This is a genomic window from Streptacidiphilus cavernicola (assembly GCF_042510955.1).
Lineage (GTDB): Bacteria > Actinomycetota > Actinomycetes > Streptomycetales > Streptomycetaceae > Streptacidiphilus > Streptacidiphilus cavernicola.
On the sequence record NZ_JBHFAB010000021.1, the window covers coordinates 62,667 to 76,530 of the forward strand.

A 13,864-nucleotide genomic window follows, 5' to 3' on the forward strand; every position below is an offset into this window, starting at 1 on the left:
TGCTGCCGGGATGCAGGCTACCGGTGCGCAGGCCGGGGCTACTGCTTCGACCTGATTGCCGCTTATGCTACGCGCACCTCGCACGGGTGTTCGATACAGCCGGAGAGTGGCGCGCATGCCTATAGTCGGCAGCAGGCATGAACCATCGAAGCTCGGGGCACGTCCTCTCCAACAGAGAGAAAACCCCGTGCGGAGGACGCACCCGAGTCCCCACCCCCGCCGCCCGGCGGAGGCCCCCTTCCCGGCTCAACGGCCGGGCCGACCCGCAGGACCCGCAGCCGAGCAGACAAAAGAAAAGCCGCGAGCGGGAACGTTTTCGGCCTGGTTGGATGTTGACCCTGGTACGACAGCTCGTCGAGCTAGAGAAGAGGCGACGTGACTACAGTTCTGACCCCCGCGAGCCCGCTGACCGCAGCTGACCGCTGCGACCGGTGCGGCGCCCAGGCCTACCTGCGCGTTGTGCTGGCATCCGGCGGCGAGCTGCTCTTCTGCGCTCACCACGGCCGCAAGTTCGAGCCGGAGTTGAAGAAGATCGCAGCTGAGATACAGGACGAGACCGGCCGGCTGACGGCCGCACCGGCATCCACGGGCGAAGAGGACCACTAGGCGCTCCTCCGGGCTGCGGCAGAGGCAGCCCCGACGACGAGCTGAACCACGGCCACAGGCCGGGCGGCGACCACGAGGTCCCCGCCCGGCCTGTGTCGCATCTCACACCGCCGTGGATCACACACCGTCAGTTCTGGTCACAGCTGGCCACGGACCGCGTTCGCCATCGCGGCGACCCTGCTGTAGACGCCGGGATGCCCGGCCTCGGCGCAGCCGGTCCCCCAGGAGACCAGCCCGACCAACTGCCCGCCGACGACCAGCGGGCCGCCGCTGTCGCCCTGGCAGGCGTCCTTGCCGCCGCGGCTCTGCTCACCGGCGCAGACCATCGCCCGCGCCCGGAACGTGCCGTCGGGGCCGCCCGGGTAGTCCCGCTGGCACACCGCGTCGCCGACCACCGGCACCTGCACCTGGTGCAGCACGTACGGGTACTGGCCCCGGCCCGAGGTGTCGCCCCAGCCGTAGACCGTGGCCGTGGTCCCGGCCAGGTACGGGGCCGTCGCGCCCTGCGGCACCAGCGGCAGCACCGGCCGCCCGGTCTGCGGCACCGCCAGGGTGAGCACCGCGATGTCCCACATGTTGCTGCTCATCGAGTAGTCCGGGTCGATCCAGACCCGGGAGACCGGCACCTCGGCGCCGTCCGACGTGGACAGGTCCGTCCGTCCGACGATCACCCGCAGGTCGGGACGGTCGGCCGGGCGCTCGGTCGACTCGTCGTAGAGGCAGTGCGCCGCGGTGACCACCTTGGTCGGGGAGACCAGCGTCCCGCCGCAGAACTGGCCGGAGCGGGAGTTCCCGTAGACCGAGCGGCTGGCCAGGGCGACCATCCAGGGCTCCTGCCCGGTGTCGGTGGAGTTCCCGCCGACGATCCGCAGCATCCCGGACGCCGAGGCCGGCAGCGGCAGCGCCATCACCGGCAGTGCGGCCAACAGCACCAGCAGCACCCTGCGCCCGCCCCGCCCGGTCCTCCAGTTGACAGCCACCCGTCGCCTTCCGCCGTTTCCGCACATGGATGCGACTCAGCGTAGGGGTGCGGTCACCTCGGGTGACCGCTTCGGCGCGCCGGTCCGGACGGGTACAACCCTTCGAGGGGTGACCGCATCAGGAAGGGTCGGAGCAGGAAGGGGCCGGGGCGTGAACGCCCCGGCCCCGACCGACGATCCGTGCCCGCTAGTCCAGGTAGTCGCGCAGGACCTGGGAGCGCGACGGGTGGCGCAGCTTGGACATGGTCTTGGACTCGATCTGGCGGATCCGCTCGCGGGTCACCCCGTAGACCTTGCCGATCTCGTCCAGGGTCTTCGGCTGGCCGTCGGTCAGACCGAAGCGCATCGAGACCACACCGGCCTCGCGCTCGCTGAGCGTGTCCAGCACCGAGTGCAGCTGCTCCTGGAGCAGGGTGAAGCTGACCGCGTCGGCCGGGACGACCGCCTCGGAGTCCTCGATCAGGTCGCCGAACTCGCTGTCGCCGTCCTCGCCGAGGGGGGTGTGCAGGGAGATCGGCTCGCGGCCGTACTTCTGCACCTCGACGACCTTTTCCGGGGTCATGTCGAGTTCCTTGGCCAACTCCTCCGGCGTGGGCTCGCGGCCCAGGTCTTGGAGCATCTGGCGCTGGACCCGGGCCAGCTTGTTGATGACCTCGACCATGTGCACCGGGATGCGGATGGTGCGGGCCTGGTCGGCCATCGCGCGGGTGATCGCCTGCCGGATCCACCAGGTCGCGTAGGTGGAGAACTTGTAGCCCTTGGTGTAGTCGAACTTCTCCACCGCGCGGATCAGGCCGAGGTTGCCCTCCTGGATCAGGTCCAGGAACAGCATGCCGCGACCGGTGTAGCGCTTGGCCAGCGAGACCACCAGTCGGAGGTTGGCCTCCAGCAGGTGGTTCTTGGCGCGGCGGCCGTCCTCGGCGATGATCTCCAGCTCGCGCTTGAGCTTGGGGGCCAGCTTGTCGGCGGCGGCGAGCTTGTCCTCGGCGAACAGGCCGGCCTCGATCCGCTTGGCCAGCTCGACCTCCTGCTCGGCGTTGAGCAGCGGGACCTTGCCGATCTGCTTGAGGTAGTCCTTGACCGGGTCGGCGGTGGCGCCGGCCACGGCGACCTGCTGGGCCGGGGCGTCGTCCTCGTCGTCGTCGGAGAGGGTGAAGCCCTTGGTCTCCTCCTCGCCCTCGCCCGCCTCGCCCTCGGCCTTGCCGGGCCGGTCCTCTTCGAGCGCCTCGTCCTCGGCGTCCGGCTCGTCGTCGGACTTGGGCTTGCCCGCGGCGGCGGTCTTCTTGGCCGCGGTCTTCTTCGCCGGGGCGGCCTTCTTGGCGGCGGCCTTCTTGGCCGGGGCCTTCTTCGCCGGGGCGGCGACGACCGCTTCGACGATCTCCACCGTCTCCTCGACCTCGACCACGGTGACCACCTCGACGGTGGCGCTGACGACGGCGGGGGCGGCGGGCGCGGCGGCGGCACGCGGGGCGGCGGTCCGGGCGGCGGCCGGGACGGCGGTCGGCGCGGCGGCCCGCGGCGGCACGGCCTTGGTCGCGGTCGCCTTGGTGGTGGTGCTCTTGGCGGCAACGCTCTTCCGGGTGCGCTTGGGGGCGGACGACTCCGCCGCGCTCACCATCAGCGTCACACCCTCCTCGTCGAGGACCTGGTTGAGGCTGCGCATGACGTTCTTCCACTTGGTGACCGGGATCTGGTCAACCTCGAAGGCGTGGCGCACGTCATCGCCGGCGATCTGCCCCTGTGCCTTGCCCCGCTCGATGAGTGCCATCAGCGCGGTGGACTCGGCGATTTCGGGGGGGAGCGAACGGGATGTGCTGGCCGACACGAACAACCTCTCGGACGTGAGTGAACAGAGACCGGCCCTCGGGAGGGTCGGGGTCTGGAAACTGCGGGACGTGATGACGGGCGACCGGAGAGCGGCCCACCCCCGTAGACATCGCTGCCGACGGAGAAGTGTTACGCCTTCCTTTCGTGGTGCAGGTCACAGTCCTGCGGCGGCTGCTCTGACCCGCGCGCGAGGACGTGCCCCGAAGGCACACCATTCTCCAACACCGGCCACCAGACCGTTCATTCCGGGTAGGGGCGTTCGCGCCGGAGGCCGCCGCCCCAGTGGGACGGCGGCCTCCTCGGTCGGGGTTCCCGCTCGCGGCGCTCCTGGAGGCACAACCGGGACGGTCAGTGCTCGCGGGGCGCCGGGACCACGTGGTCGACCTCCGGGTGGACCGTCAGCAGCGCCCGCATCGCGGCCTCGGCCGCGGTGCCGTCGCCGGTACCCAGCGCCTCGACCAGGCGGGTGTGCAGGCCGACCGAGGGCTCGGAGGGGCGCTCGCAGGCGGTGACCGGGCTGCCGGAGACGGTGAGCGCGGAGCCGACGATGCCGGCCAGGTGCTCCAGCATCCGGTTGCCCGCGAGCTCCAGCAGCAGGGTGTGGAACTCGCTGTCGGCGCGGCTGAAGGTGATCTGGTCGGCCTGGGCCACGGCGTGGCCCATGATCTCGGTCATGTCGACCATGCGCTGGTGCACCTCGTCCCGGCCGTGGCCGGCCGCCAGCCGGGCCGCCAGCGGCTCGATCGCCCAACGCAGCTCGAACAGCTCGCGGCGCTGGTCGTCGCGCTGCGGGCCGTAGGCACGCCACTCGATGATGTCCGGGTCGAGCAGGTTCCAGTCGGCGACCGGGCGGACCCTGGTCCCGACGTTGGGACGGGCGCTGACCAGGCCCTTGGCCTCCAGCACCCGCAGCGACTCGCGGACGACCGTACGGGAGACCTCGAAGCGCTGGCCGATCTCCTCGGGGACCAGCGGGCGGTCGGCGCCGAGGTCGCCGGAGACGATCATCTGCCCGAGCTGCTGGACGAGTTGTCCGTGCAGGCCACGACCGCGGCTGCCCGCCGCTCGGCGGCCGACCCGGCCGAGGTCGGGCTCGGGGCTGTCCCAGTGCAGCGAGGGGCCGGGCGCTCCGCGCTCGGGGTAGGACCGGTCGGCCGTGCGTTCGCCGACCGGGAAGCGGTCGAGATCGGCGCCGCCGGAGCGGGACGACTCGGAGAGGCGGGCGGTGGTCATGGGGGGATGCGCAACGGTACTCACGTCTCCTTTGTCGGCCACCGCGAGCTCCGCCTTGAGTAATTTCGTGAAAAGCACACGAAAGTGTGATCGCCCGTCACCACACAATTGACGCCAAAGCACTTTTTCTTGTACGAAACAGGCAACTATCGGAGCGTTCAGGACCGCTGACGGTCACTCACCGTCACCAACTCAGATGCCGCGTCGGCGCGGCAGCAGCGCGAGGTAGCCGAGCAGGAGCAGCAGCACCGGCGCCGCCAGCAGCAGCGCCAGGCCGCGGGTGGAGAGTGCGGCGGTGTCGTGCAGGCCGCTGAGCGGCCCGTAGAGCCAGGCCCGGTTCCGGCCCACCGGCCAGAGCGCGTGCACCCGGGCCAGGGCCGCACCGTGCCGGGTCAGACCGCCGCGCAGCACCGTCACCGCGGGCTCCACCAGGACCGGCACCACCAGCAGCACCAGCATCCCGGCGGCGGCGCTGCGCATGACTCCGGCCGCCAGCAGGCCGATCCAGCCGCCGGTCACCACCAGGGCGAGGAAGCCGAGCAGCGCGGGGCCCGCGGTGGGGGCGCGGTGCAGCACGATCGCGTACACGCCCGCGTCCAGGCCCAGGGTGGCGACGGCGAGCAGCGCGGAGAAGACGCCGATCACGGTGAGCTTGGCGAGCAGCAGGCCGAGCCGGCGGCGGGCGGGCAGCAGCATCGGCCGCAGCGCCGAGTAGCGGACCTCCTGGCCGTAGGAGAGCGCGCCGACGGCCCCGGCCCCGATCGCGGCCAGCGGGAGCGGCAGCAGCGGGACGCCCGCGGTGAGCACCCGGACCGGCTGGTCCAGGGCGGGCTGGCGCACCGTCAGCGCGGCGATGGCGGCGTCGGCCAGCAGTACCGCGAGCAGGACCAGCCAGGTGGAGCGGATGCCGGTGAGCCGGCGGCGCTCGTAGGTCAGGGCGTACACGGGATCACTCGCTCCGGAGGTCGGCGGTCGGGACGGACTCGTCGCGGTAGAGGGGGCCGCTGACCGGGACGGGCCCGGCCGGGACCCGGCTCCGCGCGGTGCCGGACCGGCCGGCCACCGAGGCGGAGACGGAGCCGCCGGGGCTGATCACCACGACGGTCTCGCCGAGACCGTCGCCCTCGACGGAACCGGACTCGGCAGCGCGGGTGTCGGCGGCGCGGGTGTCGGCGGCGCGGGGCCCCTCGGCGGCACGGGCGTGGGCAGCGCGGGTGTCGGCGGCACGGGGCCCCGCGGCGGCACGGGCGTCGGCGGCACGGGTGTCGGCGGGCGTGCCGGGGTTGGCCGGGGTGCGGGCGGCGACCAGCAGGGCCTCACGGCGCGGGGGCTCCTCGACCACGACCCGGTCCGCGAGTTCGTGCAGCAGGATGCCGTGCCGGTAGGCGAGTTCGCCGATCTCGGTCCGGGTCGCCCCGGTCACCGAGATCCTGGTCCCGCCGTCGGCGCGGACCGCCGCCCCGGTCCCGGCCAACAGGTCGGCCAGCCGGGCGACCTGCGGCCCGCGCACCGAGACCTCGTCGTGCAGCCGGGTCCGGCTGAACTCGGCGACCGTCTGGTCCTGGGTCATCCGGCCCGCGTCCAGGGTGACCACCCGGTCCGCCAGCACCGCGGCCTCCCGCGGATCGCGCAGGGTGACCAGCACCGAACCGCCGCCCGCGGCGAAGGCCCGGAGGAAGGCGTGGAACCACTCCACGTTCTTGGGCGAGAGCCCCAGCGTGGGCTCGTCCAGCAGCAGCAGCCCCGGATCCCCGAGCAGGGCCTCCGCCAGGGCGAGCCGCTGGTTCATGCCGGGCGAGAAGGTGCGCAGCCGGTGCCCGGCGGCGGGGGCGAGCCGGGTCTGCTCCAGCAGCTGGTCGGCGTGCCTGGCCGGGACGCCGACCGCGGCGGCGGCCATCCGCAGATGGCCGCGGGCCCGCCGGCCGGGGTGTCCGACCGGGGCGGACGGGTCGGCCAGCACCGTGCCGACCACGCGTTCCGGACGGCGCAGCCGCCGGTAGGGGCGTCCGTCGAAGAGGGCGACGCCCTGGCCCCGCTCGATCCCAAGCGCCAGCCGCAGCACGGTCGACCGCCCCGAGCCCTCCGGCCCGAGCAGCGCGGTGACCTGGCCCTCCCGCGCGTCGAAGGAGAGGTCGAGCACGGCCGGGGCGCTGCCCCCGCGGTAGCTCTTGGTCAGTCCGATGGCCTGGAACATGGGCTCCACCTCGCGATGCCGGTGCGCAGCCTTCCTCCGCCCGTGCCAGCACGATAGACCGACATAGTTACTTTGCGTGGTATTGGCGTATACGGCGTGTGCGCGCCCCGGCGGCCCCGTGCGGGCCGGTGCGGCCGGTGCCGGTCAGGCCTCCGGCCGGAGCATCGGCGGGTTGAGCACGGTGGCGTCCCCGGCCCTGAACAGCTGTGCGGGACGGCCGCCCTGACGGGTCGTGGTGCCCCCGGCCGGCACCAGGAAGCCCGGCGTCCCGGTGACCTTGCGGTGGAAGTTGCGGGGGTCGAGCGAGACCCCCCAGACCGACTCGTAGACCTGGCGCAGCTCGCCGACGGTGAACTCGGCCGGGCAGAACGCAGTGGCCAGCGAGGAGTATTCGATCTTCGAACGGGCCCGCTCCACCCCGTCGGCGAGGATCCTGGTGTGGTCGAAGGCCAGCAGCAGCCCGTCGTCCTTGCCGCGCCCGAGCAGTTCCTCGACCGGGGCCCAGCGGGCGCTGCGGACGTCCCCGCCGGGACGCGGGGTGGGCAGGTCGGGGGCGAGCGCCAGGTGCGCCACGCTCACCACCCGCATCCGGGGGTCGCGCTGCGGGTCGCCGTAGGTGGCCAGCTGCTCCAGGTGCGCCCCGACACCGGGCTCCTGCCCCGCGGCGCCGTGGGTGCGCAGCCCGGTCTCCTCGGCCAGCTCCCGGGCCGCCGCCTCGATCAGTCCCTCGTCCGGCCGGACGAAGCCGCCGGGGAGCGCCCAGAACCCTTGGAACGGCGGTTCGCCGCGGCGCACCATCAGCGCGCACAGCGCATGATCGCGGACGGTCAGCACCACCAGGTCGACGGTGACCGCGAACGGGGGGAAGGCCGACGGATCGTAGCGGGACATGCCGGTGATCATAGTCGTCTCACTGACGATAAACACCCCCGTCGCAGCGGTCCCGCCCGCCCCGCCGACTCCGGGTCCGCCCGCCCGGCCGACGGCCCGACCCCCGGCGCTGCCGGGACCGGCGCTCGTCCCGCAGGGTGGCGCAGAGGTCGTAGGGCTCGGCGCCGGAGTTGACCGCCTGATAGAGCAACTGGGCGAAGGTGTAGTCCGGGTCCGCGACCAGCGCCCGGCCCAGCGCGACCCGCGCGGTCACCTGGTCGCCGGTCACCCAGGCGGTCCAACCCAGCAGCGACAGCGGAGCCGCCGCCTGGCTGTCGAACGGGACGGCGCAGCACCGGGCCAGGAACCGCCACAGCCGCTGGGCGTGCCCGACGTCGGGCGGGTCCAGCCACTCCGCCGCGCGGTCCCTGGCCACCCGGTCCTGCAGGCCCAGGACCAGTCGGGCCGCCTCCACCGGCGGCAGCTCCGCCGCGCCGTCCCGGAACCGCGAGACCGCCGCGTCGACCAGCTCGACGGTGCGCTCCCTGACCCCCTCCCGGCCGCCGCGCCGGCCCAGCTCCTCGACCAGCGCGGGGACCGCCTCCTCGAAGGCCCGGAGCTGGATCTCGGCCGAGGGCGCGGCCACCGGCTCCAGCTCCTGGTGCAGTTCCTTGAGGCTGCCGCGGACCCGGATCCCGGCGTACGCGGCAGCGGCGGCCACCGCGGGGGTCGACCCCGGCCGGTCCACCGGGGTCCCCTCCTCGGCGCAGCAGGCGCTGTTGTCGCAGGCGTAGGACCACCAGCGGCCCTCGGAGACGCACAGCGAGTCGTGCACCGCGATTCCGGCCGCGCGGAAGGCCCCGGCCAGCAGCGCGGCGAGCGGGCGCAGCTCCTCGCAGACCTGGCGCCCGCTGCGCCCCGGCGCCGGATCCCGGCAGAGGTAGAGGATCACCGCGTCCGGGGAACGGTCGCGGTGCTCGGAGAGCGCCACCAGGAAGCGGGCCACCTCCTCCGCCGCGGCGGGCCAGACCTGGGCCTCGGGGATGTCGACCCGGACCGTCCCGCCCTGGCGCCGGCGCGGGCCCTGCAGCCCCAGCGCCACGATGCTGTCGCTGGGGAAGAAGCCCAGCAGGAAGGGCAGTGCGTCGACCATGTCGCCGGGGCCGCGCATGGTCACCACGGGGTGTTCGAAGGAACCGGACGGGGACAGCTCGTGCTCGCTCATGGGACGAGGATGTCCGCCGCCGCACCCGCCGCGCGGCCGTCGGCCCGGCCCTGTGGACAACTCGGGGGCTGTGCACAACTCGGCCACTCGGACGGGGGATTCTCCGCTCCCCGGCGTTCCGGCGCCCCCTGCGGTTCGCTGTTTGTCGGACCCAGCGGCTATCAATGAACCATGGACGCAACCCCCGGCCCCCCGGCCCCCTCCCCCGCCGATCACGACGCCGACCGCGCCGCCGTGCGCGAGCGCGCCGACGCCGTGCTGCGCGAGCTGGCCGGCGGCGACGCCCGGCTGCGCGAGGACCAGTGGCGCGCCATCGAGGCCCTGGTGATCGACCACCGCAGGGCCCTGGTGGTGCAGCGCACCGGCTGGGGCAAGTCCGCCGTCTACTTCGTCGCCACCGCCCTGCTCCGGGCCGCCGGGGCCGGGCCCACGGTGATCGTCTCACCGCTGCTCGCGCTGATGCGCAACCAGATCGACGCCGCCGCCAGGGCCGGGATCACCGCCCGCACCATCAACTCCGCCAACGCCGACGAGTGGGAGACGGTCCAGCAGGAGGTCGCCGCCGGGGCGGTGGACGTGCTGCTGGTCAGCCCGGAGCGGCTGAACAACCCCGACTTCCGGGACCAGGTGCTGCCCCGGCTGGCCGCCTCCACCGGGCTGCTGGTGGTCGACGAGGCCCACTGCATCTCCGACTGGGGCCACGACTTCCGCCCGGACTACCGCCGGCTGCGCACCATGCTGGCCGAACTGCCGCCCGGCGTCCCGGTGCTGGCCACCACCGCGACCGCCAACAGCCGGGTCACCGCCGACGTCGCCGAGCAACTGGGCACCGGCGGCCCGGCCGTGGGCGACTCCGGCGACGGCGATCCCGGCGGCGACGGCGACCGCCCCGGCGACGGCGCGGCGCTGGTGCTGCGCGGCCCGCTGGACCGGGAGAGCCTGGCCCTCGGCGTACTGCCGCTGGGCGATCCGGCACAGCGGCTGGCCTGGCTCGCCGACCACCTGCCCGACCTGCCGGGCTCCGGCATCGTCTACACCCTGACCGTCGCCGCCGCCGAGGAGGTCACCGCCTTCCTGCGGCAGCGCGGCTTCCCGGTCGCCTCCTACTCCGGCCGCACCGAGGACGTCGACCGGCGCAGCGCCGAGGCGGACCTGCTCGCCAACCGGGTCAAGGCCCTGGTCGCCACCTCGGCCCTGGGCATGGGCTTCGACAAGCCCGACCTGGGTTTCGTGGTGCACCTCGGCTCCCCGCAGTCCCCGATCGCCTACTACCAGCAGGTCGGCCGGGCCGGGCGCGGGATCAAGCAGGCCGAGGCGCTGCTGCTGCCCGGCCCCGAGGACCAGGCGATCTGGCGCTACTTCGCCGGCCTCGCCTTCCCGCCCGAGGCGCAGGTACGGGCCACCCTCGCCGCACTGGCCGACCACACCGGCCCGGACGGCGAACCGCTGCCGCTGTCCACCCCGGCCCTGGAGGCCAGGGTCGACCTGCGCCGCACCCGGCTGGAGACCATGCTCAAGGTCCTGGACGTGGACGGCGCGGTGAAGCGGGTGCGCGGCGGCTGGATCTCCACCGTACGCCCCTGGGCCTACGACACCGAGCGCTACGCCCGGGTCGCCGAGACCCGCGCCGCCGAGCAGCAGTCGATGCTCGACTACGCCGCCACCGACGGCTGCCGGATGGACTTCCTGCGCCGCCAGTTGGACGACGAGGAGTCCGCCCCCTGCGGCCGCTGCGACAACTGCGCCGGGCCCCGGCACTCCGCCGAGGTCTCCGCCGAGGCGCTGGCCGCCGCCAGGGCCGCGCTGGGCCGTCCCGGCATCGAGCTGGAGCCCCGGCGGCAGTGGCCCACCGGCCTCGCCGCGGCCGGGATCGACCTCAAGGGCCGGATCGCCCCCGGCGAGCAGGCCGCGGCCGGGCGCGCGCTGGGCCGGCTCTCCGACATCGGCTGGGGCACCCGGCTGCGCGGGCTGCTGGCCCCCGGCGCCCCGGACACCGCCGTACCACCGGAGGTGCTGGACGCGGTGGTGACCGTGCTCGCCGACTGGGCCCGCGGGCCGGGCGGCTGGGCCGGGCCGGAGAACGAGCAGAACCAGGGCGGGCGTCCGGTCGGCGTGGTGACCATGGCCTCGGCCACCCGCCCGCAGCTGGTCGAGAGCCTCGGCGCGGGCGTCGCCAGGGTCGGCCGGCTGCCGCTGCTCGGCCGGATCGAGTACGCGGGGGGCGAACCGCCGCGCGGATCGCGGAGCAACAGCGCCCAGCGGCTGCGGGTGCTGCACGGCAGCTTCGAGGTCCCGGACGGCCTGGCGCAGGCGCTCGCCGCGGCCGGAGGGCCGGTCCTGCTGGTCGACGACTTCACCGACAGCGGCTGGACCGTCGCGGTGGCCGCCAGACTGCTGCGGCGGGCCGGGGCCGCCGGGGTGCTGCCCCTGGTTCTGGCACAGCAGGGCTGACGGTGGGTCGGTTTGCCGAGCGGTCCGTTGCCGGTCGGGTGCTGAGCGGTTGCCGACGCCCCGCCTTCCGAGACATGATCGGAAAAGGTGCTGATAGGGCATGAACGGAAAGAAGATAGAGACCGCATCATTGCATTGAGGGCATTTCCGGCAGGCGGGCCGTTGCCGCAGCACACCTCTTGACGTGAGAATTGGTCAGCAGGTGCCCGCGCAGGCACGGGGAAGGAGGGCCTTGAGCATCGACTCAGCCAACCATTGGCCCTCACTGAGAACGCGCCAGGTCACCCCGCTCTACGCCGACCGGCCGCGACCGGTCGGCCGCACCGTCGACCCCTCGGCCTGGGCCGAGGCCGGGGTGCCGCTGCTGCGGTCCCCGCGCGAACTCGTCGGCGACCTCTACCGGGTGCACCGCCCGCAGCCGGGCACCGCGGTGGTGGCCGTGCTGGAGCAGAACGACCGGATCGTCGCGGGCGCGTCCTTCCCGGCCCGGGTCGGGCACGGCGACGGCTGGCAGTACCGCAACGCCCTGCTGCTCCACCTGCGCCACCTGGTCCCGCACGACCTGCGGCTGCGCAGCCCGGTGCGCACCGCGGTGCTGCTGCTGTGCCGCCACGGGGGCCCGGACTGGACCGAGGAGGACGGCCCGTGGATGTGGGGGCTGCGGGACGCCAGCGGCCTGCACGGGCTGCGCTGCGGCGCCTATGTCACCCTCGCCGACACCGGCTGGCAGGTGATCGGGGAGCAGCGGGCCGGACGGCATCCGCACGCCGGCTCCTGGTCCGAGGAGACCGTACGGAGCCTCAGTTCGCTGTCGGCGCGCGGTCCTGACCAGCCGCAGCGGCGGATGCTGGAGGCACCGGCCCCGATAGTCTCCCCGGTCCCGGAACCGGCCAGGATCGCCGCCCGCTGAGCGCCCGACTGCTTGGCTGTCCGCCCGCTCGACCGTCCGCCGACCGAGCGCCGCCTCAGTTCGTCGGCAGTCCAGCGACCGCCGAGGCGTCGCCGCAGACCACGACCAGACGAGTGGCCCGGTCGAGCGCGGCGGCGAGCGCCCTCACGGCGTCGGCGGCCGGGGCGTCGGCGTTCAGCGCGAGCACCACGACCTCGCGGCGGACCGGGCGGCACCGCGCCGCGTCGGCGTAGAAGACGTCCTCGGCCGCGGCCAGTTGGGCCCAGTAGCCGTCGGCGCCGAAGGACTCCTCGTGCTGCTGCCACGGGTGGCCCGCGCCCGTCGTCAGCACCAGGATCTGCTCCGGGGCGCGCCCGGAGTCGAGCAGCAGGTCGACCGAGTCGTCGGCGCGGGCCAGCGCGGTCGCCGCGTCCGCGGGGACCAGCTGGATCTGCGCCCCGGTCGGCGCCGTGGCCGGGACGGCGGCCTGGGCCGGCAGCACGGCGGACGGGGTCGGCGGGTGCGCCGGTGCCACCGGGCGGCGCGGAGCCGGGCCCGGCTTGGGAATCCTCGGCGGCCCGGGACGCGGAGTCGGGCGCGCGGCGGCCGAGGGACTGTGGACGGAGGGGTTCGCAGGCGGTGTCACTGAAGGCATGGTGCGGGCTGTCGCGTCCGTCTCGTCGTTGGATGGAACACGAGGGCCCGGGGCGGTCTTGTGGATCTCCAGCTCCTCGGCAGAATCTGGCGGCACACCGGATGGCGTCGCACAGCGCGACAGAGCTTACTCGCTGCTGGCGAGGCCGGGGTAGGGGGTCCTTGGTTCACTTCCGGCCGGATTCCGGCGGTCGGCCGACGGTCCGTCAGAAGCCGGGCGAGGCCACGCAGAACGGTCAGATCCGGCGCCGTCAGAATCCCAGCGCCAGCTGCTCCGCGCCGTCGTCGAGCCGGAAGGTGCGCAGATGCCGCCAGGCCGGCAGGTCGTCCAGGTAGGACCAGGAGAGCCGGTGGTGCGGGGTCGGTCCCAGCTCCGCCAGCGCGGTCCGGTGCACCGGGGAGGGGTAGCCGGCGTTGTCGCCGAAGCGGAAGTCGGGGAAGTCGGCCCCGAGCCCGGCCATGTACCCGTCCCGCTGGACCTTGGCGAGCACCGAGGCGGCGGCCACCGAGACGCAGGACTGGTCGCCCTTGATCACTGTCCGTACCCGCCACGGGCCGCCCAGGTAGTCGTGCTTGCCGTCCAGGATCACCGCGTCCGGCCGCACCGGCAGCGCCTCCAGCGCCCGGACCGCGGCCAGCCGCAGCGCGGCGGTCATCCCCAGCCGGTCGCACTCCTGCGGCGAGGCGTGTCCGAGCGCGTGCGCGTGCACCCACCCGGCCAGTATCGGGGCCAGTTCGGCGCGGCGGCGCGGGGTCATCAGCTTGGAGTCGGTCAGCCCCTCCGGCGCGCGACGCAGACCGGTGACCGCCGCGCAGACGGTGACCGGTCCGGCCCAGGCCCCGCGGCCGACCTCGTCCACACCCGCGACGACCTCGGCCCCGGCCTTGCGGAGGGCGCGTTCGACCCGGTGGGTCGGCGGTTCGACAGACATGGG

At 74.1% G+C, this 13,864-nt stretch carries 12 protein-coding genes; 3 read left to right on the forward strand and 9 right to left on the reverse strand.

Annotated elements, in window-relative coordinates:
* Positions 1 to 375 precede the first annotated feature (375 nt).
* Positions 376 to 606: a DUF7455 domain-containing protein gene (locus ACEZDE_RS24925; RefSeq protein WP_123500679.1), complete on the forward strand. Its 231-nt coding sequence runs from the start codon at positions 376 to 378 to the stop codon at positions 604 to 606.
* Positions 607 to 743: 137 nt separating this feature from the next.
* Here ACEZDE_RS24925 and ACEZDE_RS24930 read toward each other — a convergent pair whose 3' ends face one another.
* The 7 genes from ACEZDE_RS24930 to ACEZDE_RS24960 form a co-directional block, all read right to left on the reverse strand.
* The gene (locus ACEZDE_RS24930) at positions 744 to 1,514 is read right to left on the reverse strand and encodes a S1 family peptidase (protein ID WP_380540142.1); all 771 of its coding nucleotides are present in this window, start codon (positions 1,512 to 1,514) and stop codon (positions 744 to 746) included.
* Positions 1,515 to 1,773: 259 nt separating this feature from the next.
* The gene (locus ACEZDE_RS24935; RefSeq protein ID WP_380539954.1) at positions 1,774 to 3,411 is read right to left on the reverse strand and encodes an RNA polymerase sigma factor; all 1,638 of its coding nucleotides are present in this window, start codon (positions 3,409 to 3,411) and stop codon (positions 1,774 to 1,776) included.
* Positions 3,412 to 3,761: 350 nt separating this feature from the next.
* A complete protein-coding gene (locus ACEZDE_RS24940; RefSeq protein ID WP_380539957.1) occupies positions 3,762 to 4,724 on the reverse strand; it encodes a FadR/GntR family transcriptional regulator in 963 nt (320 codons plus the stop codon).
* A 114-nt stretch (positions 4,725 to 4,838) separates the two neighbouring features.
* Positions 4,839 to 5,591, reverse strand: a complete 753-nt coding sequence (locus ACEZDE_RS24945) for a hypothetical protein (protein ID WP_380539960.1) — start codon at positions 5,589 to 5,591, stop codon at positions 4,839 to 4,841.
* A gap of 4 nt (positions 5,592 to 5,595) precedes the next feature.
* Positions 5,596 to 6,840, reverse strand: coding sequence for an ATP-binding cassette domain-containing protein (locus ACEZDE_RS24950; protein WP_380539963.1), 1,245 nt, complete (start codon positions 6,838 to 6,840; stop codon positions 5,596 to 5,598).
* Between the two features lie 144 nt (positions 6,841 to 6,984).
* A complete protein-coding gene (locus tag ACEZDE_RS24955) occupies positions 6,985 to 7,731 on the reverse strand; it encodes an NUDIX hydrolase (protein ID WP_380539966.1) in 747 nt (248 codons plus the stop codon).
* Positions 7,732 to 7,750: 19 nt separating this feature from the next.
* Complete coding sequence (locus tag ACEZDE_RS24960) at positions 7,751 to 8,935, reverse strand: DUF4192 domain-containing protein (RefSeq protein ID WP_380539969.1); 1,185 nt, start codon at positions 8,933 to 8,935, stop codon at positions 7,751 to 7,753.
* Positions 8,936 to 9,106: 171 nt separating this feature from the next.
* Between ACEZDE_RS24960 and ACEZDE_RS24965 the strand changes: the two genes are divergently transcribed.
* Both ACEZDE_RS24965 and ACEZDE_RS24970 read left to right on the forward strand, forming a co-directional pair.
* Complete coding sequence (locus ACEZDE_RS24965; protein WP_380539972.1) at positions 9,107 to 11,386, forward strand: RecQ family ATP-dependent DNA helicase; 2,280 nt, start codon at positions 9,107 to 9,109, stop codon at positions 11,384 to 11,386.
* Positions 11,387 to 11,651: 265 nt separating this feature from the next.
* The gene (locus ACEZDE_RS24970; protein WP_380540145.1) at positions 11,652 to 12,296 is read left to right on the forward strand and encodes a hypothetical protein; all 645 of its coding nucleotides are present in this window, start codon (positions 11,652 to 11,654) and stop codon (positions 12,294 to 12,296) included.
* A 55-nt stretch (positions 12,297 to 12,351) separates the two neighbouring features.
* On the opposite strand, the gene ACEZDE_RS24975 is transcribed toward ACEZDE_RS24970, so the two are convergent.
* Positions 12,352 to 12,810 (reverse strand): hypothetical protein, encoded by a 459-nt coding sequence (locus ACEZDE_RS24975; RefSeq protein WP_380539976.1) that lies wholly within the window; start codon positions 12,808 to 12,810, stop codon positions 12,352 to 12,354.
* Between the two features lie 370 nt (positions 12,811 to 13,180).
* Positions 13,181 to 13,861, reverse strand: a complete 681-nt coding sequence (locus ACEZDE_RS24980) for a ribonuclease HII (protein WP_380539979.1) — start codon at positions 13,859 to 13,861, stop codon at positions 13,181 to 13,183.
* Positions 13,862 to 13,864 lie beyond the last annotated feature (3 nt).

Bases quoted from the DNA above. Each gene is read 5' to 3' on its own strand.
- ACEZDE_RS24965 (WP_380539972.1), top strand. From the start codon at position 9,107: ATGGACGCAACCCCCGGCCCCCCGGCCCCCTCCCCCGCCGATCACGAC.
- ACEZDE_RS24950 (WP_380539963.1), bottom strand. From the start codon at position 6,840: ATGTTCCAGGCCATCGGACTGACCAAGAGCTACCGCGGGGGCAGCGCC.
- ACEZDE_RS24960 (WP_380539969.1), bottom strand. From the start codon at position 8,935: ATGAGCGAGCACGAGCTGTCCCCGTCCGGTTCCTTCGAACACCCCGTG.
- ACEZDE_RS24930 (WP_380540142.1), bottom strand. From the start codon at position 1,514: ATGGCGCTGCCGCTGCCGGCCTCGGCGTCCGGGATGCTGCGGATCGTC.
- ACEZDE_RS24955 (WP_380539966.1), bottom strand. From the start codon at position 7,731: ATGTCCCGCTACGATCCGTCGGCCTTCCCCCCGTTCGCGGTCACCGTC.
- ACEZDE_RS24980 (WP_380539979.1), bottom strand. From the start codon at position 13,861: ATGTCTGTCGAACCGCCGACCCACCGGGTCGAACGCGCCCTCCGCAAG.